Source organism: Bacillus sp. PS237, assembly GCF_037963345.1.
In the GTDB taxonomy this organism is placed as follows: Bacteria; Bacillota; Bacilli; order Bacillales; family Bacillaceae; genus Bacillus; species Bacillus subtilis.
This window is the reverse complement of record NZ_CP150156.1, coordinates 271,374-298,031: the sequence shown is the minus strand read 5'-3', so window position 1 is coordinate 298,031 and position 26,658 is coordinate 271,374. Positions and strand designations below refer to the sequence as shown.

General features: G+C 46.5%; 30 protein-coding genes and 1 other annotated feature. Of the genes, 8 read left to right on the top strand and 22 right to left on the bottom strand.

The genetic code is table 11. From position 1 onward, the window contains the following. Positions 1 to 102: 102 nt before the first annotated feature. Both natB and natA read right to left on the bottom strand, forming a co-directional pair. Positions 103 to 1,263, bottom strand: coding sequence for a sodium ABC transporter permease NatB (gene natB, locus NST22_RS01630; RefSeq protein WP_003246346.1), 1,161 nt, complete (start codon positions 1,261 to 1,263; stop codon positions 103 to 105). Further along, on the bottom strand, positions 1,264 to 2,004 hold the full coding sequence (natA, locus tag NST22_RS01625; protein ID WP_003234757.1) for a sodium ABC transporter ATP-binding protein NatA: 741 nt from the start codon (positions 2,002 to 2,004) through the stop codon (positions 1,264 to 1,266). A gap of 143 nt (positions 2,005 to 2,147) precedes the next feature. On the opposite strand from natA, the gene natR reads away from it, so the two are divergent. Both natR and natK read left to right on the top strand, forming a co-directional pair. Further along, entirely contained in the window at positions 2,148 to 2,849 is a 702-nt protein-coding gene (gene natR, locus NST22_RS01620; protein ID WP_003234759.1) for a two-component system response regulator NatR, read from the top strand. A 12-nt stretch (positions 2,850 to 2,861) separates the two neighbouring features. Beyond that, positions 2,862 to 3,818, top strand: coding sequence for a two-component system sensor histidine kinase NatK (natK, locus tag NST22_RS01615; RefSeq protein WP_003246454.1), 957 nt, complete (start codon positions 2,862 to 2,864; stop codon positions 3,816 to 3,818). 39 nt (positions 3,819 to 3,857) lie between these two features. Here natK and NST22_RS01610 read toward each other — a convergent pair whose 3' ends face one another. Then, entirely contained in the window at positions 3,858 to 4,934 is a 1,077-nt protein-coding gene (locus tag NST22_RS01610) for a helix-turn-helix domain-containing protein (protein WP_003246276.1), read from the bottom strand. Positions 4,935 to 5,168: 234 nt separating this feature from the next. Here NST22_RS01610 and NST22_RS01605 point away from each other — a divergent pair, with 234 nt between their 5' ends. Further along, complete coding sequence (locus NST22_RS01605) at positions 5,169 to 5,552, top strand: RDD family protein (RefSeq protein ID WP_009966469.1); 384 nt, start codon at positions 5,169 to 5,171, stop codon at positions 5,550 to 5,552. A 37-nt stretch (positions 5,553 to 5,589) separates the two neighbouring features. Here NST22_RS01605 and lipA read toward each other — a convergent pair whose 3' ends face one another. Together lipA and ansZ are read right to left on the bottom strand one after the other, a co-directional pair. Continuing rightward, positions 5,590 to 6,228, bottom strand: a complete 639-nt coding sequence (gene lipA, locus NST22_RS01600) for a lipase LipA (protein WP_003246250.1) — start codon at positions 6,226 to 6,228, stop codon at positions 5,590 to 5,592. Between the two features lie 162 nt (positions 6,229 to 6,390). Then, positions 6,391 to 7,518 carry an asparaginase AnsZ gene (gene ansZ / locus NST22_RS01595; protein ID WP_003246337.1) on the bottom strand — a complete coding sequence of 376 codons (1,128 nt, stop codon included), beginning with the start codon at positions 7,516 to 7,518 and terminating at the stop codon, positions 6,391 to 6,393. A gap of 216 nt (positions 7,519 to 7,734) precedes the next feature. On the opposite strand from ansZ, the gene lmrA reads away from it, so the two are divergent. Further along, on the top strand, positions 7,735 to 8,301 hold the full coding sequence (lmrA, locus tag NST22_RS01590; RefSeq protein WP_003246449.1) for a transcriptional regulator LmrA: 567 nt from the start codon (positions 7,735 to 7,737) through the stop codon (positions 8,299 to 8,301). Positions 8,302 to 8,340: 39 nt separating this feature from the next. Next, the gene (gene lmr(B), locus NST22_RS01585; protein WP_010886396.1) at positions 8,341 to 9,780 is read left to right on the top strand and encodes a lincomycin efflux MFS transporter Lmr(B); all 1,440 of its coding nucleotides are present in this window, start codon (positions 8,341 to 8,343) and stop codon (positions 9,778 to 9,780) included. 41 nt (positions 9,781 to 9,821) lie between these two features. On the opposite strand, the gene NST22_RS01580 is transcribed toward lmr(B), so the two are convergent. Beyond that, positions 9,822 to 10,934, bottom strand: coding sequence for an aminotransferase class V-fold PLP-dependent enzyme (locus NST22_RS01580; RefSeq protein ID WP_003246392.1), 1,113 nt, complete (start codon positions 10,932 to 10,934; stop codon positions 9,822 to 9,824). Between the two features lie 78 nt (positions 10,935 to 11,012). Between NST22_RS01580 and pcp the strand changes: the two genes are divergently transcribed. Continuing rightward, on the top strand, positions 11,013 to 11,660 hold the full coding sequence (gene pcp, locus NST22_RS01575; protein WP_003246307.1) for a pyroglutamyl-peptidase I: 648 nt from the start codon (positions 11,013 to 11,015) through the stop codon (positions 11,658 to 11,660). Here pcp and tatC read toward each other — a convergent pair. The 6 genes from tatC to cwlJ form a co-directional block, all read right to left on the bottom strand. Beyond that, positions 11,657 to 12,385, bottom strand: coding sequence for a twin-arginine translocase subunit TatC (tatC, locus tag NST22_RS01570; protein WP_003246495.1), 729 nt, complete (start codon positions 12,383 to 12,385; stop codon positions 11,657 to 11,659). The genes pcp and tatC overlap by 4 nt on opposite strands. 60 nt (positions 12,386 to 12,445) lie before the next feature. Then, on the bottom strand, positions 12,446 to 12,658 hold the full coding sequence (tatAD, locus tag NST22_RS01565) for a sec-independent protein translocase protein TatAD (RefSeq protein WP_003223835.1): 213 nt from the start codon (positions 12,656 to 12,658) through the stop codon (positions 12,446 to 12,448). A gap of 12 nt (positions 12,659 to 12,670) precedes the next feature. Continuing rightward, positions 12,671 to 14,422 (bottom strand): alkaline phosphatase PhoD, encoded by a 1,752-nt coding sequence (phoD, locus tag NST22_RS01560; RefSeq protein WP_003246386.1) that lies wholly within the window; start codon positions 14,420 to 14,422, stop codon positions 12,671 to 12,673. 18 nt (positions 14,423 to 14,440) lie between these two features. After that, positions 14,441 to 14,617 carry a hypothetical protein gene (locus NST22_RS01555; protein ID WP_003246278.1) on the bottom strand — a complete coding sequence of 59 codons (177 nt, stop codon included), beginning with the start codon at positions 14,615 to 14,617 and terminating at the stop codon, positions 14,441 to 14,443. A gap of 81 nt (positions 14,618 to 14,698) precedes the next feature. After that, complete coding sequence (locus NST22_RS01550) at positions 14,699 to 15,430, bottom strand: VWA domain-containing protein (protein ID WP_003246379.1); 732 nt, start codon at positions 15,428 to 15,430, stop codon at positions 14,699 to 14,701. Positions 15,431 to 15,535: 105 nt separating this feature from the next. Next, complete coding sequence (gene cwlJ, locus NST22_RS01545) at positions 15,536 to 15,964, bottom strand: cell wall hydrolase CwlJ (protein WP_003246500.1); 429 nt, start codon at positions 15,962 to 15,964, stop codon at positions 15,536 to 15,538. 313 nt (positions 15,965 to 16,277) lie between these two features. Here cwlJ and NST22_RS01540 point away from each other — a divergent pair, with 313 nt between their 5' ends. Together NST22_RS01540 and NST22_RS01535 are read left to right on the top strand one after the other, a co-directional pair. Beyond that, a complete protein-coding gene (locus NST22_RS01540; protein ID WP_003246313.1) occupies positions 16,278 to 16,664 on the top strand; it encodes a YndM family protein in 387 nt (128 codons plus the stop codon). Next, positions 16,624 to 16,758, top strand: a complete 135-nt coding sequence (locus NST22_RS01535; RefSeq protein ID WP_119122840.1) for a hypothetical protein — start codon at positions 16,624 to 16,626, stop codon at positions 16,756 to 16,758. Before NST22_RS01540 ends, NST22_RS01535 begins: the two co-directional genes overlap by 41 nt. Here NST22_RS01535 and NST22_RS01530 read toward each other — a convergent pair. From NST22_RS01530 to gudD, 10 genes are all read right to left on the bottom strand, one after another. Next, positions 16,719 to 17,405 carry an ABC transporter permease gene (locus NST22_RS01530; RefSeq protein ID WP_010886395.1) on the bottom strand — a complete coding sequence of 229 codons (687 nt, stop codon included), beginning with the start codon at positions 17,403 to 17,405 and terminating at the stop codon, positions 16,719 to 16,721. The genes NST22_RS01535 and NST22_RS01530 overlap by 40 nt on opposite strands. An 18-nt stretch (positions 17,406 to 17,423) precedes the next feature. Continuing rightward, the gene (locus NST22_RS01525) at positions 17,424 to 18,347 is read right to left on the bottom strand and encodes an ABC transporter ATP-binding protein (protein ID WP_003246292.1); all 924 of its coding nucleotides are present in this window, start codon (positions 18,345 to 18,347) and stop codon (positions 17,424 to 17,426) included. Between the two features lie 91 nt (positions 18,348 to 18,438). Further along, positions 18,439 to 19,374, bottom strand: coding sequence for a two-component system sensor histidine kinase YcbM (gene ycbM / locus NST22_RS01520; RefSeq protein ID WP_003246497.1), 936 nt, complete (start codon positions 19,372 to 19,374; stop codon positions 18,439 to 18,441). Position 19,375: 1 nt separating this feature from the next. After that, the gene (gene ycbL, locus NST22_RS01515; protein ID WP_009966453.1) at positions 19,376 to 20,056 is read right to left on the bottom strand and encodes a two-component system response regulator YcbL; all 681 of its coding nucleotides are present in this window, start codon (positions 20,054 to 20,056) and stop codon (positions 19,376 to 19,378) included. Between the two features lie 96 nt (positions 20,057 to 20,152). Then, the gene (locus NST22_RS01510; protein ID WP_003246325.1) at positions 20,153 to 21,091 is read right to left on the bottom strand and encodes an EamA family transporter; all 939 of its coding nucleotides are present in this window, start codon (positions 21,089 to 21,091) and stop codon (positions 20,153 to 20,155) included. Positions 21,092 to 21,111: 20 nt separating this feature from the next. Next, positions 21,112 to 21,273: an anti-TRAP regulator gene (rtpA, locus tag NST22_RS01505; RefSeq protein WP_003234807.1), complete on the bottom strand. Its 162-nt coding sequence runs from the start codon at positions 21,271 to 21,273 to the stop codon at positions 21,112 to 21,114. 97 nt (positions 21,274 to 21,370) lie between these two features. Beyond that, positions 21,371 to 21,618 (bottom strand) — a binding site (T-box leader). A gap of 56 nt (positions 21,619 to 21,674) precedes the next feature. After that, positions 21,675 to 22,595 carry a macrolide 2'-phosphotransferase MphK gene (mphK, locus tag NST22_RS01500; RefSeq protein ID WP_003246254.1) on the bottom strand — a complete coding sequence of 307 codons (921 nt, stop codon included), beginning with the start codon at positions 22,593 to 22,595 and terminating at the stop codon, positions 21,675 to 21,677. A 276-nt stretch (positions 22,596 to 22,871) separates the two neighbouring features. Continuing rightward, positions 22,872 to 24,404, bottom strand: coding sequence for a galactarate dehydratase (garD, locus tag NST22_RS01495; RefSeq protein ID WP_003246362.1), 1,533 nt, complete (start codon positions 24,402 to 24,404; stop codon positions 22,872 to 22,874). Positions 24,405 to 24,494: 90 nt separating this feature from the next. Then, positions 24,495 to 25,196 (bottom strand): FadR/GntR family transcriptional regulator, encoded by a 702-nt coding sequence (locus NST22_RS01490; RefSeq protein WP_003246338.1) that lies wholly within the window; start codon positions 25,194 to 25,196, stop codon positions 24,495 to 24,497. A 69-nt stretch (positions 25,197 to 25,265) separates the two neighbouring features. Further along, positions 25,266 to 26,633, bottom strand: a complete 1,368-nt coding sequence (gudD, locus tag NST22_RS01485; RefSeq protein ID WP_003234816.1) for a glucarate dehydratase — start codon at positions 26,631 to 26,633, stop codon at positions 25,266 to 25,268. Positions 26,634 to 26,658 lie beyond the last annotated feature (25 nt).

Genomic DNA, 26,658 nt, shown 5'->3' with positions numbered 1-26,658 from the left:
AAATAGTGCAGGGTCACTTTTTGTATTAGATATCCTTTTTCTATTTTCCTTCTTTTTTCAGGATATACAAAAAGGAGAAAGTGTATTTCTCCTTTCGCAAGTTTATTTTGGAAGAACCCATTTGTCTTTCAGGAAGCAGGCTCTGGCTAGTAAAAAGAAGATGGCGATGAGCACGGCGATGGTTCCTGACGTAGACAAAATGGTAGCCGGGTCAACCATCCCGAATAAAAGCTGTTTAAATAACGCATGCAGGTTCAGAAACGGGATGAGAAAGTATGATAAGTCAAATTGGTTCGGTGCCTTGCTGAAGATGAAAAACATCGGGAACACAGGCAGAAAGACGACGAGAGACATATAACTTTGCGCTTCTTTTACCGAGCTGGACATGATGCTGATGAAAAGCTCCATCGCAGATATCAGCAATGCAGAGAGCACAATGATTAAGGCTGAAGCGCCGATTACACTCCACATATGATCTCCCAGCTGGAAGGCCGTTTTTAAATTTTCGGTAAATAACACGGTGGACAAAATCAAAAACACCAAAGCAAATACACCTGAAGCCACGCCAAAAGTGGAAACCGCAAGCCACTTGCCGACCAGCACTTTGTTTCTGCTGACTGGCGTTAATAGCAGCGCCTCGATTGACTTTCGGTCCTTTTCACCGGCCATGATATCAAGAGCGATCGGCATTGCGCCGGAAACAATGGAAGTCAGAATCAGCATGGGCAGAATGGCGGAAAGCATAATAGCGGAAGTCCCTTTCTCCTCATCCGCTTCCTTTTGCTGAATTGTAAACGGCTGGATCACCGATTGATCAATATGCTTATTTGTTAAACGTTGCTGCACAATTTCATTTTTGTACTGATCTAAGGCAGACTGCACAAGCTGCATGGCATTTGACGACCCTTGATCGATTGAATTGCCGTAAACATCAACCTTAAAAGGTGTCATGCTGTTGACATATGAGTCGAACTCTTTCGGGACGTTCAGATAGGCATCTGCTTTTCCTTCATCAACTGCCTCTTCAGGCTTTGCAAATGTTTTTACGCTGATTTCGTCAATCTCATTAAGCTTGCTTTCCAGTGCGGGCGGAAGCGAATGGCCGACAGCCAGCGTGTACTGCTCCCCTTTGTCGGACAGCATGCTTTCATAAAAAAAGACAAGTCCAAGCATCATAATCATCGGCACTAAGATTGTGAGTAATATCGTTTTTCTGTCGCGTAAAGCGTCGATCATTTCTTTTTTATAAATATGGCTCAGCATTTAAGAAATCCCCCTGACAAGCTTAGACATAAAGATGTAATTCAAATCCTCACTGCGCTCGCTCTCGTATAGTGATTCAAGCGCCCCTCGGTAAATCACCTCTCCGCTGTGAATCATGATGACACTGTCACAGAGCGCCTGCACTTCCTCCATAATGTGGCTGGAGAAAAGAATCGTTTTTTGTTCTCTTTTCAGCTGCTGTATAAATTCGCGGAAGATGTTGCTTGACGTAATATCAAGCCCAGTTGTCGGCTCATCAAATAAAATGATGTCCGGATCGTGAATCAGCGCTCTGGCAATGGCGACTTTCTGCCTCATGCCTTTCGAAAACCCGCCCACTCTCCGGTTCATATAATCGCGCATGCCGAACCGTTTCGATAAATCTTCTATTCTTGCTTTGATCTCGTGGCGGTTCAGCCCATACAGCCTGCCGAAGTATTGGAGATTTTCTTTAGCGGTCATCCTGTCGTAAAGCCCGGTTTCTCCTCCGAATAAGACACCGATTCTTTGTTTGACCTCAGCCGGCTGCTTGACCGTGTCAAAGCCGTCTACTGTGATTACACCCTGTGATGGTTCAAGCAAGGAAGCAATCATTCTCAGCATCGTCGTTTTGCCGGCACCGTTTTCTCCGAGAATGCCGACGACTTCTCCTTTTTCAATTGTTAAGCTTACATCTCGCACCGCTTTGACTACTTTTTTCTTATCCTGAAACCTGCGGCTGCAATCGGTCAGTGTAATCATGTCACAATCTCCCTTATCTTTATTTCTAGTAATGACTATATACGAAAAGCTGGATTAGTTGGATAAAGTTGTCGCGAAGAGTTCTTTTTATGTCGTGAAATGGGATAGAATAAAGATGATTCTATGTAACTAGGGGAATGATAATGGTAAAAGTCGGACTTGTAGATGATTATCGAGTAGATTTAGAGAAGTTAGAAGCGATCGTGTCCAGAATGCAGGACGTCGAAATTGTCTTTTCCACCGATTCAGCGAAGGAAGCCTACAGGCGGGTAAAGAACGGAGACATTGATCTGCTGCTTGCCGATATCGAGATGCCCCATATGTCTGGCTACGAGCTTGCTGATTTGATCAAATCCCATTCACTTGATGTGGATGTGATTTTTGTTACCGGCCACGGCGGTTATGCGGTTCACGCCTTTGACCTGAACGTCCATGATTATATTATGAAGCCGTACTATGCCGACCGTCTGGCCGCTTCCTTCGACCGGTACTTGAAAAAGAAAACGGAAACGAGTTTGAATGGGCGTATATTGATAAAGCAAAAGTCTGAAATGCACGTCCTGCAAAAGAAGGATATTATTTTCGCAGAACGGACGGGACGTTCGACGACGATTGTGACAACCGCCGAAGAGGTGCAAACGTATCAAACATTAAATGATATTAAAGGCGACCTGCCCGAAAAAGATTTTCTTCGTTCGCATCGTTCCTTTATTATCAACATTCATTACATAAAGCATTTTTCCGCTTATACCAAGCATTCATTCACAGTTTCCTTTGAGGGAACGTCTAAAAAAGCGATGATCACTAAGCAGCAGCTTGATTATTTTCAAAACTACTATTTTTGAGGAGTTTAGTACGTGATTACCCTTTTTCAATGTCTTTATCTGATTTTATTTAGTTTCATATGTTATCAGGGAGCTGCTGCTTTTTCACACAGCACAGCCGCCTCTTGGCTCGCCGCTGCTTTAGGCGCAGCTGCTGCAGGATTGTACATTTGGAATACGAAGCGGGTGTGGAAACACTGTTCCTCAGGGCTTTGTGCGTGGATTGCGGTGATTCAAGTGATGTCGGTGGGAGTGGTGTTGATTGGCACAGACATCATGCCGGTATTATGTGTAATCGCGATATTTGCAGGGTGTGAAGGGCTCCGTATCGGACAGTCTGCTTTGCAGGCAAGGCTTTCTGATCAAATTGATAAGCTGACTCAAGCTGAACAGCACGCCAATCAAATGCTGATTGATGTCAGAAGCCGGAATCATGACACAATGAAACATATCACTGCAATCAAATCAGCTCAGCCCAAGGCAGATACACAAGCATATATTCAAAACTGGGCGGATCAATACAGCCAATATGACCGTTTTTTGAAAGGAGAGAACGCGTACGTTGCAGGGGTGCTTTATGATTTTTTAGAAAAAGCCCGCGCCTCGAATGTGAGTGTTTCGCTGCATATGCATACACCGCTTTCTTCCCTTCCGTTTTCGCCTGCTGATCAGGTCAGCTTGGTCGGCAACATATTAGAAAATGCGCTCGACAGCGCGGCGGAGGCCCGAGAAAAAGCAGAGATTAAACTGGAGACTTCACTGCGCAGCGGGCTTTATGTACTGACTTGTGAAAACAGCACTCCCGGGATGGACCCAAAAGTGCTCGATACAATTTATCAATCGTTTGGCCGCTCAACGAAAAACGGCGCTCATGAAGGCATGGGCACATATATCATTCAAAAACTGGTGAAGGGCGCTTTTGGCAGGCTGGATTTTACCTACCGCCACCCCATCTTCCGGTTAGAAATCAAAATTCCGTTTCAGAAATAAAAAAACCTTGAAAAGCCTGGCTTTTCAAGGTTTTTTCCATTATGAGGATAACGCTTGTGCAAAACGATCTGCTTCATCTTGCAGCGTGCTTTCAATTTCTTTGTAACGGCTGGAAATCGTTGATGCGCTAACGCCGTATTTTTTCGCCAGTTTAGCCTGGGAAACGGACGCGCCGTTAAGAGAAATTGCGTTTACATAATATTCAACTGCCGCCGCAAAAGCTTCCGGCTTTCTGATGACAGGTGATTTTTTCTCGCAGAATGTTTTCCAGATGTCAATAACAGCTGGGATCAATTCAGTCGGATACTCTTCCCCGCTCATGCCTTCTTCAATAGCCGCAGCGGTTTCTTTCTCCAAGTCGTTTGCCCACTCAACAGTGCTTACTTCCGCTTTCTCTGCTTGTGGCTCTTCATCTTTCTCAGCTAACAACGCGAACAGAACGTTGTTGAATTCCTGCTTCATGAAGTCCTCCGGCGTTTTGCCGTCCTTCACAGCGGCATCCGCATATTTCTTCACCTTGCTGATCAGCGCTTCTGTTCTCTTCACCGGGAAGATCGTGAACTGCATGAAGAATTCTGCTTTTTCCGCTTCGTGGATTGGGTATCCAAGAATCAGGCTTCCCACTGGAGGAAGGTCTTGATTGCTGGCGTCCATTTCCACTTCGAATTGTTTTGCCGTAATGACATCTTCAAAGTGAATGATGCCTTCCTTCAGGTCCTTCAGCAGCAATAAAGCAGGCGTCATGCTCTGCCATGATTCTACGATCTCACGCGTTTTCGGACGAGTGATCGAATCGCCTTTTTTCTGAAGGTACTCTTCGAAGATTGTCTTCTCACCAGCAAGCGGGTGGAAGAAGATTCCCCAGATTCCTAAGTTAAATACGCTGATGTCTTTCGTCTGTCTGTCCATAGCAGAAAGAAAATCATGCTGGTTGATAAAGCCTGAAATGCTTTCTCTATGTACTGTGAAGGCATACTCCACTAAGTCTTCCTGAATTTGTTTCGCTTCTTTTGCCGCTAGTTCCGCCGGGAAGTCGACAACTTTACTTCCGCAGCATTTTTTATATTTCTTGCCGCTGCCGCATGGGCAAGGGGCATTTCGTTTCACTTTTCCCACAATAAACCCTCCGAATTCTGTTGTAACTTTTCTATTTTAACAAAAATAACTTCTGAGGGCTTGGTTTCGGGCTAAAAAAGAATTTGGTAATGTGATAAGCTGGCTGATTATGCCAATTTACCTATGACATTTTCACCAACTTTTGTGATTTAAGGCTTATCACCTATTCCCACTTTAGGCCCTTCTTTTTTACAATCATTAGGTGTTTATTTAACATTTTAAGGAGTGTTTCTATTGGAACTAGCTGGTTTCATGCTGCGCGCCTGCGCTCTTTTACTTGATGTAATCATTGCCGCAGCAGTGATTTTGGCAGCCGGATTTACGTTTGGCGATGGGTCCGCCGGTGTCATTATTGTCGCCATATTGATGCTGATTGTGTACCCTTTGCTGATGCCGCTGACAAATTGGAAGGGCACACTGGGCAAAAAAATCATCGGGCTGCAAATCGTGAGGGACGAAACATATAAAAAAATATCCTTCCCGCAAGCCATTGTCCGTTACCTGATAGCGTGGGTGCATGTGTTCTCCCGCCTGATCTATTTGACTGCCGCATTTACGAAGAAAAAACAAACCGTTCATGATATGGCTGCGAAAACCATTGTGCTGAAAGCAGAATAACCTTGAAGAATAGCATTCTTCAAGGTTTTGTTTTTCATTAATTCGTATTCTGGCCCCCGCCGTTCAGCCCTTCTTTAATCAGGCTGTTGACTTGGCTGCTGTACAGAAGGCCGATGTGTCCAACGCCATGGATTTGAACGTTTCTAGCACCATCTAATCTTGATAAGTAATTCATGACAATCATATCGGCACTGCTGTAAATGGATGTGTATAAAATCTTTTGATTTGGATCTGTTCCCGGAAGCGCCTTGCCTGTCGTCAAACGGTTCGCGCCGCCAAGCGTCACGACGTTTGCAACTTTATTTCCGCCGTCCAGATTTTTTATGTAGTAAAGTGTGTTCGCGCCCCCCATGCTGTGAGCGACAATATCCACTTTTTTCGCACCCGTTTCATCTAAAACCTTTTGCACAAATCGTGATAATACCGGTCCATTGTTATAATTTGTGCCTGTCTTGTCCCAAAAATCAACTGCATACAGCTTGTCCCGCGACCAGCCCTGAGATACGAGATAGCTCTTAATTCCCGCAAAATTGAATGATGCCCCTCCAATACCGTGAACCATAACGACTGGATTGTGTTCAGCGGCTTTTGCTGACGGCTGCAACGCAAACAGCGATGTAACAGACAGCATCAAAATTGTTACAAGTGCAATGATCCTTCTTTTTACAAATTTCATAATATCCTCCTTTTTTTGTAACAAATTCTCCAATTATATTACGTTACCAAATTAATTAAGTAAAGGGTAATTTTGGCTTATTTTTAAAGAAATTTTAAGATTCAGAGGTCATTATTGGTCCTAAAAAGCCAAAAAAAAGAAGGCTTATTCGCCTTCTTTTCTTCAATACTCATTGAAATAAGCTTGGATTTTTTGAGGATCATTTGTTTTGGTAAGCGCAAGCATCAGCAACATCCGTGCTTTTTGGGGGTTTAAAGAGTTCGATGCCAGCAAGTCCTTTTCCGCATAGTCTTGGTTTGGTGTGACGACACCATTTCCCGTGCGGGTAGAGCGCACCACTGTAACGCCTTTTTTGACTGCGCTGTCCGCCCCTTTTTCGGCTGCATCAGATAAAGACCCGTTCCCAGAACCGGCAAATACAATCCCCTTTGCTCCGGCTTTTACAGCAGCGTCAAACAGGTAGCTTCCGTCATTTTGGTATCCATAGATAATGTCAACCTGCGGCAGCTCATCAAGATTAGAAACCGAGAAATCCGTGTCCTTCGTATGCTTACGGGTAATCTCATTATTAAAATAGATATCATCTGCAATTGTTCCGACGAAGCCCATTTCTTCTGATTTAAATGTATCTGTTGTAGTTGTGTTTGTTTTGGTGACATATCGGGCTGAGGCAATCCGGTCGTTAAGAACAACAAGCGTCCCTTTCCCTTTTGCCTCAGGGGCACCTGCCACTTTCACTGCATTGTACAGGTTAGAAGGCCCATCAGCGCTGATGGCTGTGGAAGGTCTCATCGAACCGACAATAACAACCGGTTTATCACTTTTCACGGTAAGATTCAAAAAATAAGCGGTTTCCTCCAATGTATCTGTTCCATGAGTCACGACGATTCCGTCTACATCATCTGAAGCGAGCAAGTGGTTGATGCGTTTCGCCAGCTTCAGCAATATTTTATTATCAATATTTGTGCTGCCGACGTTAACAATCTGCTCGCCGCTGACGTTTGCAATGTCCTTCATTTCTGGAACTGCCTCGATCAGTGATTCAACGCCGACAACACCTGCTTTATATTCAGTTGTTGAGGTTTTCGATTGATCGGCACCAGCTATCGTGCCTCCTGTCGCTAAAATTCTAATGTTTGGCAGATCCTTTTTTTCAGAGGCAGAAGCCGAAGAGACTTTTTGTGTCTGAGCTTTTTCTTTCGGGGATTCTTTTGTTTCAGGAGAATGTGAACATCCGGTAAAAACAAACAATAGTGCGGTAAAAAGTACGAGCATTCGTTGTTTTTTCATCTATTTCTCTCCTTACATCCATATGATGATTAATCATTGTACATTTTATCTATTCAGTCAAAAGATCAGTCAGCTTTTCTCTCAGTATTTTTTGTTGTCATATCCTTCTTTTTTTGTCTTTTCATACAATGAATTTTTCTTGACAATTGATGATTGAATCAAGATAATAGACCAGTCACTATATTTTTGATTGCAATTCAGTAAGGTGGGAATGTTATGAGTTATGGAGATTCCCGTGAGAAAATCCTTTCGGCAGCTACCCGGCTTTTTCAGCTGCAAGGGTATTACGGCACGGGGCTGAACCAGATTATAAAGGAAAGCGGCGCGCCTAAAGGCTCTCTTTACTACCACTTTCCCGGGGGTAAAGAACAGCTTGCGATCGAAGCCGTGAATGAGATGAAGGAGTATATCCGTCAGAAAATCGCGGACTGCATGGAAGCCTGCACCGATCCAGCGGAAGGCATTCAAGCCTTTTTGAAGGAGCTCTCCTGCCAGTTTTCATGTACGGAAGACATTGAAGGCTTGCCTGTGGGCTTGCTAGCGGCTGAGACGTCATTGAAAAGCGAACCGTTGCGCGAAGCCTGTCATGAAGCCTACAAAGAATGGGCCTCTGTGTATGAGGAAAAACTGCGGCAGACTGGCTGCAGCGAGAGCCGTGCAAAAGAAGCCAGCACTGTGGTTAACGCGATGATTGAAGGCGGCATCCTTTTATCTTTGACGGCAAAAAACAGTACGCCGCTCCTTCATATCTCCAGCTGCATTCCTGACCTGCTGAAGAGATAAAAAAAACGACATACTACATGCAGTTGATAGAGAGGGGAAATGATTTTGGAAACAACAGCTAAAGCATCTCAGCAATACAAAGTGATGCCGATTATGATTTCCTTGCTGTTGGCCGGTTTTATCGGCATGTTCAGTGAAACAGCGCTGAATATTGCGTTAACCGACCTTATGAAGGAATTGAACATTACAGCGGCAACCGTCCAATGGTTAACGACGGGCTACCTGCTTGTACTCGGTATCCTTGTTCCTGTTTCAGGACTGCTGTTGCAGTGGTTCACAACAAGACAGCTTTTTACCGTGTCACTTATCTTTTCAATTTTAGGTACATTCATTGCGGCGCTTGCGCCGAGCTTCTCGTTTTTATTAGCGGCAAGGATCGTTCAGGCACTTGGAACCGGTCTTTTACTGCCGCTGATGTTTAACACAATCTTGGTGATTTTCCCGCCTCATAAACGGGGTGCCGCAATGGGAACGATCGGGCTTGTCATTATGTTCGCGCCCGCCATCGGCCCAACTTTCTCAGGATTGGTTCTGGAGCATCTCAACTGGCACTGGATTTTCTGGATCTCTCTTCCATTCCTTGTGCTGGCGCTTGTTTTCGGTATCGCATATATGCAAAATGTATCTGAAACGACAAAGCCGAAAATCGATGTATTGTCTATCATCCTGTCGACGATTGGCTTCGGCGGCATTGTATTCGGATTCAGCAACGCGGGTGAAGGCTCCGGGGGATGGTCCAGCCCGACTGTTATCGTGTCGCTGATTGTCGGCGTTGTCGGCCTTATCTTATTTTCAATCCGCCAGCTGACAATGAAGCAGCCTATGATGAACCTCCGTGCGTTCAAATACCCGATGTTTATTTTGGGTGTGATCATGGTGTTCATTTGTATGATGGTCATTCTGTCATCTATGCTGCTTCTGCCGATGTATCTGCAAGGCGGCTTAGTCCTCACTGCATTTGCATCTGGTCTTGTTCTCTTGCCGGGCGGTATTTTAAATGGATTTATGTCCCCTGTTACAGGCCGCTTGTTCGATAAATACGGGCCGAAATGGCTTGTCATTCCGGGATTTGTGATTGTCACCGTTGTACTATGGTTCTTCTCAAATGTCACGACCACTTCAACAGCTGTGCTGATTATCATCCTGCACACCTGCTTGATGATCGGGATTTCTATGATCATGATGCCTGCACAGACAAACGGTTTAAACCAACTGCCGCGTGAATTTTATCCAGACGGCACCGCCATTATGAACACGCTGCAGCAAATGGCCGGCGCTATCGGAACAGCGGTTGCGGTCAGCATTATGGCTGCAGGCCAGCATGATTATATGAGTACAGTTAAAAACCCTGCCGATCCGGCAGTCATCCCGCAAGCTTTGACAGCAGGCGTACAGCACGCATTTGTGTTTGCAATGATTGTTGCCATTATCGGTTTAATTGGCGCTTTCTTTATGAAACGCGTTAAAGTAGATCATTAATATGAAAAGCCCCTGACTAGTGTTCAGGGGCTTTTTCATGTTTACTTGTGGATCGTTTTCGCCGCGATTTCATCAATCGCGTGCCGCATTTCCTCCTTCGTATTATAAAAATGGGGAGCGAGACGGATAACATTTTCCCGCGGCGCGCAAATCACTTTTTTCTTCTTCAGCAACCCCGCCGTTTCCGATGCCCGCTCATCCCGGATCGCAACCATGCCCGGCTGAATCCCACCTTGTGCCGCCGCCAGCTGCAGGCCTTTTTCAGCGGCATATTGAACTGCATCGGCACAGATCGTTTTCACATGATCCCTGATATGAGAAACCCCAATATGATTCAGCAGCGATAAAGCCGCTGCAGCTGCGTATACGCTGATAAAAGCTGGGGTGCCCGTTTGAAAACGGCGCGCGACTTTTGCATAAGCCCCATCAAATCCGCTCTCTCTTCCGAACCAAGCTGATGCTTTCGGCTTCAGTGCGTCAGCCAGCTCCTTTCTCACATAAAGAAACGCCACACCCGGTATGCCGAGCAAATACTTCCGGGTGCCTGCTGCCAGCATATCTACGCCCCATTCCTTCACATCAATGGGAATATGCCCGGCTGATTGATAAGCATCTACAAACAATAAAGAGCCCTTTCTCTGAGAAATCTCGGCAATCGCTTTTATATCCTGAACATAGCCGTCACGATAATGAACGTGAGGAACACACGTCAGTACTGTTTCATCCGAAATATGCGTTTCATATTGTTCAAGCGGCAGCACGCCGTCTATTGATGGAATGACGGATACGGTATAATCGGAGTGTGCCTGCCAAACATGAGGCACCGCCGGAAAATCCATATCTGTATATACAACGTGCTTCTTTCCAAATGCAGTTAAGGACGATGCTACAGAAACCAGTGCATCAGAAACTGACGGCACAATCGCCACTTCATCCGGTTCAGCCCCGATCAGCTTTGCAAACTCGTTTCTCGCAAACTCTGTTTTTTCAATCGCTTCTTTCCAGTTCGTCCCTTTATACAGCAGGCTATCATAATAATCCTGGATCGCCCTTGATACAGGCTCTGCCAATGCGCTCTGAGAACAGCTGGCAAGCATCGTATGCGTCTGCAAGGTTGGGAATAACTGGCGATACTGCTCCGGCAAATGCTCCATTATGATTCACTCCTTTACATTATTTTGATGAAAAACCCATAAATAAACAATAGAATAAAAGAAAAAGGAGATGGGAGAATGAGAAAAAAAGTGCTGATCACAGGCTTTGACCCTTTTGACAAAGAAACCGTCAATCCATCATGGGAAGCGGCGAAACGGCTTAATGGCTTCGAGACAGAAGAAGCCATTATTACAGCGGAACAAATTCCAACCGTCTTTAGATCCGCTCTGGACACTCTGCGCCAAGCCATTCAAAAACATCAGCCAGATATCGTAATTTGTGTCGGCCAAGCAGGAGGACGGATGCAGATTACACCGGAACGAGTGGCAATCAACCTTGCAGATGCGCGAATCCCCGATAACGAAGGACATCAGCCGATTGATGAAGAGATTTCTCCAGATGGGCCCGCCGCTTACTGGACAAGGCTTCCCGTGAAACGAATGACTGCTAAGATGAAGGAACACGGCATTCCAGCTGCGGTTTCCTACACAGCGGGGACCTTTGTATGCAACTATTTGTTCTACGGGTTAATGGATCACATTAGCCGGACATCCCCACACATTCGCGGCGGTTTTATTCATATTCCTTACATTCCGCAGCAAACAATCGACAAAACAGCGCCGAGCCTCAGCCTGGACACGATTGTCCGGGCATTGAGAATCGCCGCTGTTACGGCCGCACAATATGATGAGGATGTGAAGTCACCGGGTGGTACGCTGCACTAAGCGGCCGCCGCTGTTTCTTCCCTCATCCTCTTTTTGTAGACAAACGCCGATAGGGTGACACTCACTTCAAACAGGACAAGAAGCGGGATCATCACGAGAAAATCAGAAATAAAATCAGGCGGTGTAATCAATATGGACACGACAATCAGCAGAAAATAGGAAAGCTTTCTCGCTTTGGCCAGTCTGTAAGGATTTAAGATGCCCAGCCTTGTTAAAAACATCACCACCAAGGGCATCTCAAACAAGAAGCCGAACGGCAGGCTCAAATTCACCATAAACCTAAAGTAGCGGTCAGCCGTAAACATCGTTTCAAAGTGGCCGGAGGATAAATGAGTCAAAAAGCTGAGCACGATCGGAAACAAGACAAAGTATCCGAAGGAGATGCCCGCCAAAAACAACGCAAATAAACCTGGTATGTACATGAGCGTCACCTTGCGCTCCGTTTTAGTCAGCGCCGGTGCAACGAAACGCCACAGCTGGTACGCGGCAACAGGGATAGAAGCCGCAATGGCACAAATGCCGGAAAGCATCATATACACCCAGAGGATTTCACTCGGTCCTAGCACAGCCAGCTTTCCATCCAAATCCCTGATCAGCCAGTCATAAATGTCCTGTACGAACAAAAAAGCCGTGATGAGAAATAGAAAAAATGCCGCAAGGGTGACGATAATCCGGCGGCGAAGCTCTTCTAAATGCCCGATCAGATGGGTTTCTTTTTTATCCATTCAAAAAAGCCCTCCCTTTCATAAAAAAAGAGGCAGACCCGGTGTCTGCCTCATCAGCATTCAGCCCGCGTTTTTGTCCTGCTTTACCGCTGTCAGCTCAGCTGATTTCTCTTCTTTTTCATCACCAGACACAAGTGATTTTGTGGCGCTTTTAAATTCCAGCAGTGTCCGTCCGGCGGCACGCCCGATTTCCGGCAGCTTGGAAGGGCCAAAAATAATGAGGGCGATGACGAAGATGAGAATCAAGCCCGGTATTCCAATGTTTGAAAACATAATTTCCACTCCTTAATTCGTGATTTTTGCACGCTTCTTAATCATTTGTTTTTCGTGGGCTTTGTTGTGCGAAAAGAAACGATCCTCTTCGACCTCATCGGATTGCTTCACCCCGCCTTGGATTGTTGTGGATGATACCTTTCTCAACCCGGTTTGGTCTTTCTGGTAAACGAATGAAGCCCGCGTGGAAATGGCTGCGCCCGGCTCGGTCACAAATGGCATCACCCGATAATCGGCTTTCCACTGGTGAGGCGTCACTGTACAGCGGACATATCCGCGATAGTCGTTAAAGAACTGGATGTGCGGATTTTCTTTTAAAATTTGGTCCGTATCCGCTCGCTTATCCGCTCCGTTCCCTCCGGAAGTGATCGAGGTTCCAACAAATTCGGCTCCGAATATTTTTGAACTTGTCTTCTCGAAATCGACATGCAAATTCGATGCCCAGCTTGCGTGTACATCACCTGTCAGTACGACAACATTATTCAGATTTTTGCTTTTAATGAAATTGATAACCCGTTCGCGCTGAGCCGGGTAGCCGTCCCACGAATCCATGCTGTAGATCGGGCTTGCGCTTGTCCCGAAATTCCACTTGGCAAAGAAAATCTGCTGCGCCAGCACATTCCAGTGGGCTGTCGAGCTGCCCAAATTGTTGAAGAGCCACTGCTCCTGTTCTTTTCCAAGCAGAGTCCGATTCGGATTGCGCGATTCATCAGAAGGCGGCTTATTGCCGTCGTTATTGGCTTGGTCGTCCCTGTACTGGCGGGTATCAAGCACATTGAAGGACGCCAGGTTTCCGTACGTAAAGTGCCGGTACAGCTGCATATCTGGGCCATTCGGCAAAGAGGAAATGCGGAGCGGCATATGTTCATAGTATGCCTGGTATGCTGCCGCGCGGCGGAGCACGAATGCTTCAACCGACTGTCCTTTTTCAGGTATTTTATTGGCATAGTTGTTTTCAACTTCATGGTCATCCCAAGTTACAACCCAAGGGAATGCCGCATGTGCAGCTTTAAGATTGGCGTCAGAACGGTATTGAGCGTGACGGTTCCGATAGTCTTGCAGCGTAATGATTTCCGCGCTGTTGTGCGTGCGGACATTGCCTGTTTTTGATACATATTCATTTGGGCCGTATTCATATATGTAATCACCGAGATGGAAGACAAGATCAAGCTTTTCCTTTGCCATATGCTTGTAGGCCGTATAATATCCGTGCTCATATTGCTGGCAGGAAGCAAATGCAAAGGTCATTTGCGGCACATTGGCGCCAGGGGCAGGCAGTGTTTTTGTTTTTCCGACAGGGCTTAGTTCATGGCCGGTTTTGAAACGGTAATAGTACACTTTGTTTGGCTCAAGCCCGTCCGCTTCCACATGAACGGAATGGGCAAGACTTGGTTTAGCCATTTCAGTGCCTTTTCTTACGATTTTGCGGAAATGCTCATCCTTTGCGACCTCCCATTTGACAGGCACTGCTTGCTTCGGCATTCCCCCGCCATTCAGCGGATCTGGTGCCAGACGTGTCCAAAGCACGACACTGTCAGAAAGCGGATCACCTGACGCTACCCCTAATGTAAACGGATAGCTTGAGAATTTAGGCGCAGCATTTACTTCAAAGGCCCCAACCGACTGGGCAATCGTTAATCCAAGAGAAAGTCCTGCAATCTTCCCCGCTCCTTGAATAAATTTGCGGCGGTCAAACGTATTGTTTTGAAAGCTTTCCTCTTTCAGTTTCTGTACCCATTCATCAAAACGACTGTCGTATGCCATTCAAGATCCCCTCTCTCCTCATTGATCGTCTCCATTATAGGAAATCATTGTTAAACGACTGTGAAGAAGTGTGAACTGATTGTAAGCGCTGAACATTAAAAACAGGTCTTCCCTCACAAGCCTGCTGCTGAAACATGCCGAAAGCTGGCTGAATGACGCGTTTTCTGCATATCCTGTCGTTTGCAAGCCGCCCATTCGGCCTATTTTTCTTCACATGATCTTAAAAAAACAAAAACACCGAGCCATTTCGCAGAATGACTCAGTGCTCTTTATCAGTTATTTCGAAAACAATCTGCTGAAAAAGCCCTTCTTTTTCGGCTTTTCAGCAGGAGGCTCTTGTTCTCTTACAATCCCTTTTTCCTTCGCTTCTTTCAGCCAAAATGGAAATTCAGCAAGCAGAGCATCATAAAGCTCATCATCAGAAATGCGGTCAATCTCTTCGATATGCAGGAAGTTCGTGTTATCAATGACACGCCCTTCTAACGTATCCAGTTTATTGAGAAAATCAAAGTTTCCGTTTCCGATGCCGACAAACTGCCAGAACACCGGTTTATCAGAAGAAGCTTCAATTATCGGTTTGATTGACTTTTTACAGCCCCCGTCATTGATAAAAACAATGAAAGCAGGATACGAGCTCGGTTCCTCCGTAACATATTTGCGCAGCACGTCCTTCATGACTGGCGGCTCATCATTTCTGCCGAATTTATGCAAGCGGTCATTATTTAAAATTTCACGATCGACATAGCCCGAAAAATCCTTTTCTGAAACTGGCTTTAATCGGGAAAATTCATTATCATACACCCATACATCCAGCAAACCGTTATCATCAAACTGATCAGCCACTGCCAAAATCCGCTCCACCACATTTTGAACCGTCCCGTTTTTGTAGAGCGGTCTCATCGATCCCGTAATATCAAGAACCAGTCCAACACGAGCCGTCACCTTCGTTAACTGCTTTTTCTCCAGTACGATCTTTACACTTTTCTTTTGCAGGTCAATTGTTGCCATTCTGTCATCTCCGTCAGCTCTTTTTTCTTTGATTATCTCACAGGAATATTTTGCATTGCATCTTTTCAAAGAAAAACACCGTTCAATTTGAACGGTGTCCTGTCTCTAAAATGTGTTATATACATTTTCACACGTCTCCGCCGTCGGCTGATAAAAGCAGTGTGACTTAAATCTGGCCACAAACGGCTGGTTATACCACTGGGCTGGACAGTCCCCCTGCGGCCTGAAGTACCATAAACTAAATTTTGCAGGCCAGCGCCTTTCACCATTAATCGACCGGCGTGCAAGGGCACGCTCGCTATCTCGCGCCCTTTGATAAAAATATCCATGAGTCACAGCCTCAAACGCGTGTGGCTGATAAATCATCTGCCTGATGGTGCGGAGGCCTTTAAAATCTGAGCAATTCGCCCGCAGCCGATTAATTCCAACGTTGCCGACAAGCAGCATCCCCTGCTTGCCTTCGCCTTCCGCTTCCGCTCTGAGCAGCCTTGCCATCAAATCGACATCCGCACTCGTTGCTCTCACGACCGCCATCACGTCACCTCCCCTTGATCTCTTTTCATCATATTTCATTACTTCAGAAGTGATGACGGAGGGACAGGAGAAGTTTTTAAATTTATTCATCTAAAAACAGCAAACATAATGGGCTGTTGGGCATCAAAGCAGCGTCCGGTGCAGTACAAGCTTCACGTTTCCGCTGTCGAAGCGCCGCAGCCTCAATTCCTGGATTCACATCATTGACCTCTCCCCAGCAGATTTGCACCCGCCTCCGAAAAGAAATAAGGTTTAACTTTTTACATTTGAGGAATTATACATAACAAATCAAATGACAAAAGGAGGAATTGTAATGACACATGTGAAAGCGCTCGCTATTAAAGGTATTATGACGATTATTGTGTTGTATCTGGTGCTTGGTCTGGGCTTTGGTTTCACGTTTGGTGATACGCTGCTAATGACGATTGTGTTAGGGGTTATTTCTTATTTGCTGGGCGATCTTTATGTATTGCCGAAATGGAATAATATGATTGCAACTTTGGCTGATTTTGGTTTGGCCTTTCTCGTGATCTGGCTGATGGGCATGCCGCTTTCTATGGGGATGACTGGCGGTGAAGTTGCATTGGCGGCTTTATTCGGCGCGATCGTCATGGCAATCGGTGAATATTGCTTCCATTTCTATATGATGAGCAAAGAGATTGGCAAGAAGCATTATCTTGAAACAAGAACAGACTCATAATGGAAAGGCCGGTGCTGACAGCATCGGCCTTTTATACATATTGGGCGCCTTTGTTTACGCATCCTGCTTGTCCGCATTCCTGATCGCCATGTAGGAAAAGAACAAACCGAATGCCGCTAACGATAACGGGATATACACAACAGATGAAATCGAGAAGCCCGGACTTGTTGAGCTGATGAGCATCACAATTACTACAGATGAAATGATGGTCGCCGGAACCGAGTGTCTACGCATCCCAAAAAAGATGGGAACTAAACTGGTTCCAGCGGCGCCAAAAGCGAAAACCGCCATTTTGACCGCCTGTTGAGAAATGATCTCGGAAGTAAGCTCTCCCGGTATGAAATGGCAGATCGAGTTCAGCCAAAAGAAACCGGCGGCTATGAGTATATTTGAAAGTAAAATCGTGATAAACGTCAGTCCGCCCGCGATCATGAGCTTAGCGGTGAGCAGCTTTTTACGGCTGATCGGGTACGTGAACATCACAAGAATGGTTTTGTTTTTATATTCCGAAATCACCAATTTTACGATCAGCACAGCGCCAAATACGATAAATACCGCTCTGACGAAGGTGCCGATGATGAGGAATGCTTCATCCGTACTTTGGAACGAAACCCCGCCATCGGCTTTTTCGGAATAACTGATCAGCCACATAAAACCCATAATGATCACGTTGGCAATGAGGGCACCTCTGATATACCAGCCCATTTTCATTTTTCTTAATTCGATTCTGATCAAATTCATCAACGTGTCTCTCCTCCTTTACGCACTGATGCTATTGCCGTTGATCAATTTGATAAAATAATCCTCCAGCGACGTATACTTTTTGTTCATTGATTCAATGTCTACATCATTTAAAATCAATGCTTTGGATATGGCAGCCTGAGAGGCTTCAGCCTCGTAAATTCGAATCGTTTTCTCATTTAATATTTTAAAGTTGGTTAATTGCAGCTCTTTCTCCAGCACAAAGCAGGCCCTTGTCTGATTCGGCGTGACAAGCTCGATGTATTCAGTGTTCTGGCCCCTGACATCCTCCATTGATACCTCTTCAAGCAGCCTGCCGTCCCGAATGACGCCGATTGTGTCCGCGATTTGTTCGATTTCACCCAGCAGGTGGCTTGAGATCAGCAGCGTCATCCCGTACTCTTTGCTCAGCACTTGAAACAATTGCCTGATCTTTTTAATGCCGAGAGGGTCAAGACCATTCACCGGCTCATCCAGAATAAGCAGGTCCGGCTTCGTGAGGATGGCACGCGCAATTCCAAGGCGCTGCTTCATCCCGAGGGAAAAGGTTTTGACGGGTTTTTTGTCGATTTGTTTTAAATTCACCATATCCAGCACTTCTTGTATGGCTTTTTTATTGTGGTATCCCATATATTCACAATGCAGATCTAAATTTTCTTCAGCTGTCAGGTTTTCATAAAAAATCGGATATTCAATCATGCTGCCGATGTTCCCCAGCACCTCATATGACGTGTGGGTGAACTTGTTCCCAAGGATGATGATTTCACCGCTTGTCGGTTTGACAAGGCTCGTCAGCATTTTCATAATGGTTGTTTTCCCCGCGCCGTTCGGGCCGAGAAAGCCATAGATTTCACCTTTTTTAATATGCATGCTGACATTGGATACGACCTCTTTGCCCTGATATGTTTTGGTCAGCCCGTTTGTTTGTACGATATAAGTCAACTTTGTTTCTCCTTCCCTCTCTTTTCCTGTTTTCTATTGTAGCGGCGAGCCCTGTCATTTTTATTTCTCAAACCTTAAGAAATTCTTACGATTAATATGTCATGCGTTTCAATGTGATCGTAAATGCAGTCCGTTCGTACGGCTTGCTTTGGACGGATATGATGCCTCCCATTTTTTCTGTAAGCCGTTTTGTGATGGTTAAACCCAAGCCGCTTCCTTGAAATGCTTTATTTCTGGATTCTTCCAGTGTGTACAGCCTCTCAAACACCCGCTGCTGATCGGTTTCACTAATCCCTTTTCCGCGATCCCATACGGTGATGGCGATGTTCCTCTCATCATAAGACAGCGTCAGCCCGATTAACTTGCCGGCCGCGCCATATTGAATCGCATTGGACAATAGGTTTTGCAGGATTCTGTCCAGAGCCTCTTCATTCGCCTGCGCATACACCGGCGTATCGGGGATATCGATGGCTGCTTGAAAGCCTTTTGACTGAACAGCGTCATAATAGTGCAGGATATTTCGTTTGCATATGTCGTTCATATGTACTTTGGTGATCGGGATCTCTTTATCTTCAGATTCTAATTTCGCTAAATCAAAAAAGGAATTGATCATCTGAATAAGTTCATTTGTTTTCTGGCGGAGCTTCCCCAGCAATCTTTCCCGCTCTTCGTCCGGCATGTTCGGGTCACTTTGAATGGCTTCAATATAACCGAGAATGACCGTTAACGGCGTTTTCAGGTCGTGCGACATATTGGTCAGCATCCGCTTCATGGATTGCTCTGTTTTGGCAAATTGGGCGCTGATCTGCTGACGATTCTCAACGATAAGATTGATGTTAACAAGCAAGTCTTTGAGCGCATGATCGTCTGTAGGAAGCAAAATTTGTCCTGCCGAATCCCGGCTGAGCATGTAGCTAAGCTGGTCAGCCGTGTAAGCCAGATTCCCGTCCCGCTTCTTTTTCATTATGAATTGAATCACATTCAGACACGCCAGAGCGATGACAGCGGCCACCCATAGCACTGTCATTCTAAAACTCTCCTAATTTATAACCGATGCCCCATAACGTTTTAATATATTGAGGGGAGGAGGGGTCATCCTCAATCTTTTCTCTGAGCCGCCGCATATGTACGTTAATGATGTTCTGATCATCAAAGTACTCTTCATTCCAAACGGAACGGTAGATTTGTTCTTTCGTAAACACTTTTTTAGGATTTGATGCAAATAAGCACAGCAGCTGCCATTCTGTTGACGTCAGCTGGAGCGGCTCTCCGTTTTTCAAAACGGAAACATTGTCTATATCTATCGCAAGCTGGTGAATCCGGATCACCTTATTCACAGCCGGCTCCTCTGCCGAATATTGCGTCGCCCGCCGTATCGCGGCTTTTACTCGGGCTGTCAGCTCAATCATCGAAAACGGTTTGGCGATATAATCATCCGCCCCAAAGCCCAGTCCCAATGCCTTGTCCACATCTCCATCTTTTGCCGAAATCATTAAGACCGGTATATTGCTTTTTTCCCGGATGATTTTCAGAAAATCCATGCCGTTCAGCTTCGGGAGCATGATATCAAGGAGGACCAAATCGTATGAACCCTGCTGAAACAGCCGGATGCCCTCTTCTCCGTCGAAAGCATGCACAATTCCAAAGCCTTCTTTTGTTAAATAATGATCCACCATTTCACTGATTGAGTGGTCGTCTTCTACAAGCAATATGCGCTGCATCTCCTCACCTAACCTTTACAAAATCAAAAAACACACACGTAATTACACTTATTGTAATTGAAAAACGTGTGTGTTTTATAAAAATTATTCTTTTTTTCCTGTTTTCAGCTTCCTGTATTCCATGCCCGTAATGACAAAAAATACGCCACCGCATCCAATGACTTGAATGAGCCCGAGCCGTTCACCGAGAAATAAAGCTCCATAGAAAATCGTCAGGATAGGCCCTGCCATTGAAATGGCGGCGGCTCGCTGTGCCCCGATTCGTTTTATGCCCTCAAGCATTAGCACAAATGGAATCACTGTGGTAACGACTGCAATTACTGCGAACAAACCATACATAGAAAGCGGATATGCTGCCATTGGCGTATTCATGCCAGCCGCCGATTTTATCCCTGTGTAAAGCATCATGGCAGCTCCAGCAGCTGTCATCCCGTATGCATTGAGACGGATCCCTCCGATTTGATGGACGAGATGCCCGGAAAGGACAAGATAACCAGCATAGACGGCCGAAGATAACAAAATGAATACAGCTCCAATCATATTCGCCTGGAAAAGCTCAGCATTCCAGCCGCCCAGCGCCAAGAAAAGCCCAAACATGACCGCCAGAACTGCGAAAAGGTCCTGAATTGAGGACATTTTCCGGTCACGACACGCGGTGAATCCAAACACAAACAACGGATAGCTCATCAGCAATATACGTTCAACCATTGCGGATACATGGTTCAGCCCGATAAAATCAAGCAAGGGAGACAGAAAAAAACAAAACACTCCCGCGCCACAAGCCTTCCATAGGTCTCCTTTTTTCTTACCGTCTGGCATTGGAGGACGGTATATTAAAAAAATCAGCCAAAACAGCGGAACAGCCAGCAGCTGCCTGTATAGCAGCACGGCATCTGGCTCAGCACCCATTTGGTATGCCCATTTTATCCAAATCGATTTAGACGCAAAACAAACTGTTCCGATCAGCAAAAAAATCGTACCTGCTGCGGCCTCACGAATCTTACTCTGCTCTTCTGCTCTCATCTCAGCTCAGCTTTTCTCCTTTACTTATTCAAATGCTTTTGGATAAAATCGAGAAGCGTATATCCTTGAGCAGTCAGAATAACACCTTTTCCGCTGCAGGCCGGGCAAGGTGTTCCTTCGATTTCTCCCGCTCTTTCACATTTAGGACATGCGACCTCAAGATCATCAGTTGCAATGACCATTTGATATCCTCCTTTCTAACTCATCTGCTATGCCACCACCAGCCATCGTACATTGGCCGTCACCTCCTTTAAGAAACACAAAAAACCCCCGTCCTATGCAAAGGACGAGGGTCTCGCGGTACCACCTTTATTAACAGCTATACAGCCGTTCACTCTAAGTACAGAAAACCTATGTTTCGATACTCCTCTCTTGGTAACGGGGAGAGAAACCCGGCATCGCCTACTATCCGTTCAGCAAAGCAATTCAGAAGCCCATTCGGCATCAGGGGAGGATCGGTTCACACCTGCCACCGACTCTCTGAACCTCCATTCTGATGCGTACTTGCTCTTCCTCACGATTGTTAATCCGTTCTATTATTTGTAGAGTTTATAATACTCGGTTCATGAAACGAAGTCAATTCTTAATCCGATGTTACACCAAGTGCTTCCAGCGCCATATTGATGTGTTCCTCCTGCTGTGTTTGCAGAGCTAGCTTGGCGATTTCCACCGGATACGCCGCCTGCATCTCTGAGATGTGTTCCTGCATTTTTGCCCATATTCGGCCGCCTGCTTGATCATAGTATTCAAGCAAACGGGCAGTTTCTTTTTCTCCGAAAATGGTTTGATAAAGAACAAAATCCTTGGCTGGGTCAGCAACCTTCGCTTCTGTCCAATCCAGAAGTCCTGTGACACGTCCATTTTGATCGATAAGGATATGCGGCGGGTGGAGATCGCCGTGTATCAAAGAAGAGAAACCCGGCCAGTATGCATCATCATCTACCCACTTTTGCCATCTTTCCCAAAGCGTCGTAGATACGCCAAGCTTATTCTTCACATCAACCATAGAGTCTGCTGTCATTTGCCTGAAATCTTCTGGCCTTATCACTTCTATTCCGGATTGCCCAGCAGATATTTGATCCGTGCCATGTAATTCAGCCAGTATGTCGGCAAGTGTGCGGACAAAGTCGTCTGACGGCGGCTGATGATCCATATTCCATACATATTGCTTTTGTTCCAAGTCAATTCCAGCAGCCGGCGTTCCTTTTAACATGGGGTAAGCGATCAATTCCGGTGTATGAATTCTCCAATCCGGCACATCAGCAGTCAGATTCGCGCGGAGAAAGGCAAGCGTTATGCCTTCTGCAGATGCTCTTTCCACAACATCACTTCGCCGCGGTTTTCGCAGCACCCATGGCATACCTGTGTCGTCCTTGGCAAATACAACTTGAAAGTCCATTCCGGTTTCATTCAATTGCGCGTTCTCAGAATGAACCGTCAAACCTTGGCTGCGTGCAAGCCCGACAATCTCAGTGATAAGCTGTTTTTCGTTAAGGTTTGTCATCCCATTTCCCCTTTCTCATGCTCCGGCCTGCAGTAGAGAGAAGGGATGCTTGAAGGCACAAAAAAGGGCAGGCACGCCACCCTCTTTTTTGATAACCATATAAGGGCTCATACATAGGCGGATTCATCCCGATTCTCTCGCATTCAGGCGAGAGTTGTTCACTATTGAATTCGTGTCACTCGGAATCTAATGAATGCCATGCTGTAACCCCTCCGTTTCCTATACGCTGATTTTCATTTTACAGCATATTCCATCTTTCCGCTATAAAAACATGAATCAAGTCACTGGAGCAGGATTAAACAAGCACAAATCATTATGAAGACCCCAACGGTCTGCCCACGTTTGTTTGCGGCCGCTTGCCACATCCAAAATCGTCCTGAAGATTTCCCAGCCTACGTCTTCGATACTGGCCTCTCCTGTCGCGATTCGGCCGGCATTGATATCGATTAAATCAGCCCAATGCTCTGATAAGGAATGCCGCGTCGATACTTTCAGAACCGGCGCAGCAGCCAGGCCATATGGTGTTCCTCTCCCTGTCGTAAACACCTGCAAATTCATGCCCGCAGCCAGCTGCAGGGTGCCGCACACAAAATCGCTTGCCGGTGTCGCCGCGAACAGCAGGCCTTTTTGCTTTGCTCTTTCACCAGGGCCGAGCACGCCGGAGATGGGGCTTGTGCCTGATTTCGCTACCGAACCTAACGCTTTTTCCACCACATTGGATAATCCGCCTTTTTTATTGCCTGGTGACGGGTTTGCGCTACGGTCTGCGTCTCCCCGCCGAAGATAGCTGTCATACCACTTCATCTCTTTGATCAGCGATTGTCCGACCTCTTCACTGACAGCCCGCGGCGTTAATAAATGAATGGCATCCCGCACCTCTGTCACTTCAGAAAACAAAACCGTTGCACCTGCGCGAACCAATAAATCAGCCGCATACCCCACGGCAGGGTTCGCCGTCACGCCGGAAAACGCATCACTGCCGCCGCATTGCAGGCCGATAACCAGATCCGAAACAGGGCATGACACCCGGGTTCTGCTGTTCAGCCTGATTAACCGTTCCTCCGCCATTTCCAAAATGGATTGGATCATCGCCGCAAAACCTCGGTGATCCTGGAGCGATAGAATGTCATCATCATTTTCGGAGGCAATTCTTTCCGGGAGGAGCTTTTCACATCCCAATCCGATTACCATTACTTCACCGCCGAAGTTCGGATGCTTCGCAAGATTTTGAATCGTGCGGATCGGAATGACAGCGTCGGGCGCATTGATCGCCACGCCGCATCCGTATTGATGATGCAGCGGCACAACGTCATCGACATTTGGGTATTTCGGCAGCAGCTCTTCTTTTATTCGTTTGACTGCATAATCCAAAACGCCAACAACACATTGAACACTTGTCGTGATGCCGAGGATATTTTTTGTCCCCGCACTGCCATCCGCATTTCGGTATCCTTCAAATGTATATCCTTCAAGTGGGGGCCGCGGCTGCGGCACCCTGTTTGCGAGAGGAAGATCGTCTAACGCCGGAGGAGCGGGCATTCTCACGAGGGCTTCCCGTATCCAGCTCCCGCGTTTGATCGTCTCATCAGCAAATCCGATCACCTCTCCGTAACGCACGATCTCGTCCCCTTGATTGAGATCGGTGAGGGCCACCTTATGGCCTTGAGGAACATCCTCTTCAAGTACGAGCCCGCATGAGAAAACAGTGCCCTTTGGCAGCCCTCCATCATTTACAATAATCGCGGTGTTATCTATTTCATGCACTTTGATGTAAAGGGGGGCTTGGTTCTTCCTGAGGTTCATCGCCATATGAAAATCACTCCTCATATTTTAGTAAGCGTTTTCTAAATTGGTTTAAAAAAACCGCAGCTCTTACGTTTCAACTGCGGTTGCTCACCATTATTTTTCATCCATTCCTTTTAGAATTTTGTCACGGACAAATTTCAGATGCTCATACATGTGGTAATGTGCTTTGTACGGATCTCTTTTGGCAAGGGCGTCGTAGATTTTTTTGTGATATTCGACCGTTACATCTCTCTCCCTGTACGGAATTTGGCTGTCAATTTTCGCATGGGTGATCAGCAGGGACTGAATCATCCCTTCAACGACGGGGTTATTGGCGCTTAACGCAATAATTCGATGGAACTCTTTATCCGCTTCACCATAATGATTGTCAGTGCTGTTGGCAATATCGTCGATCGTCTTCTGCAAACGCTGAAGCTCTTCCTCATTGATTTTTTCCGCGGCAATTGTCACGAGCCCGAGTTCTAGCGCCATCCGCGCTTCAATGATAGCCGGAAGATTATCAGTGGCCAAAGCAAGCATGACGGAAAATGGCTGCATGCCGATTTTATCGTTGAAATATGTGCCCCCTCGTGTTTTTCTCGTAATGACGCCCAGCGTTTCAAGTGAACTGAGTGCTTCCCGTAGCACCGGCCTGCTGACATGCAAAATGTCCATCAGTTCCATTTCTGTCGGCAATTTGTCTCCGGCCCTCAACTGTCCGCTCGATAATAAATGGACAATCCGTTCGATGACCTGCTTGGCTAATGTTTTCCGATTGACTGTATCGACTTTCAAATCCTCTAAACCTTCGTACACGAACAACTCTCCCTTCAGTTGTTCAATTGTAAGACAAAATAGCGGATATGACAATATTTACAATCAAACTTATCGCACAAGACACGGGCGCTTCCGGTCAAATTCCCAGTTGCTGATCAGGAACTGCATTGGGATCGCATCATTCCGTGCGCCTAAATTCATTTTCCGATAGATCTCATGCGCTTTTTCCACTTGTTCCATATCAATATCGACGCCTAGTCCAGGCTTATCCGGCACCTTGACACAGCCAGAAGAAATCTCAAAAGGCTGTTTCGTTAATCGCTGCCCGTCCTGCCAGATCCAATGGGTATCAATCGCCGTGATCCGCCCCGGAGCCGCTGCTGCCACATGGGTAAACATCGCAAGGGAAATATCAAAGTGGTTGTTGGAGTGCGAGCCCCATGTCAAACCCCAATCATGGCACATTTGCGCAACCCGCACCGACCCTTGCATCGTCCAAAAATGCGGATCAGCCAGCGGTATATCGACCGCGTGGAGCTGAATCGCGTGACCCATTTCCCGCCAGTCAGTCGCAATCATATTTGTCGCAGTCGGAAGCCCTGTCGCGCGGCGGAATTCAGCCATTACTTCACGAGCGGAGTAGCCATTCTCATCCCCGCATGGATCTTCCGCATACGCGAGCACATCTTGCTTTCCTTTGCATAATGCAATAGCTTCCTCTAATGACCATGCCCCGTTCGGATCAAGAGTGATCCTTGCCTCTGGAAAACGTTTCGATAATGCGGTAACAGCTTCGATTTCCTCTTCTCCCCGCAGCACCCCGCCTTTCAATTTGAAATCCTGAAAGCCATAGCGCTCCTGTGCGGATTCGGCAAGACGCACAATGGCCTCCGGCGTCAGCGCTTCCTCATGGCGCAGACGGAACCACGCACAATCTGACTGCTCATCGCTTTGATACGGCAAGGTCGTCCGATTTCGGTCGCCGATGTAAAAGAGGTAACCGAGCATTTTTACTTCATCACGCTGCTTCCCTTCGCCCAGCAAAGCCGCGACCGGTTCCTGAAGAAACTTTCCAAGCAAATCCAACAAAGCCGCTTCCAGTGCGGTGACGGCGTGCACAGTGGTGCGCAAATCAAACGTCTGGTTTCCTCGCCCTCCCCTGTCCTGATCGCCAAACTGCTTTCTGACCGTTTGCAATATCGCCTGGTACGCACCGATAGATTTTCCGACAACAAGCGGCTCTGACAGCTCCAGTGTGCGGCGAATATGCTCTCCGCCAGGCACCTCGCCGACTCCCTGATTTCCGCTGCTGTCTGTTAAGATTACGATATTCCGGGTAAAAAACGGGCTGTGTGCTCCGCTTAGATTCAGCAGCATGCTGTCATGTCCCGCAACAGGAATCACCTTCATTTCAGAAATTGAGGGAATATTCGATCTTTTTTCTTTTTGAACCTGCTCTTGTATCGGTGAACTCATGCATTTTCCTCCCTTTATAAAGCGC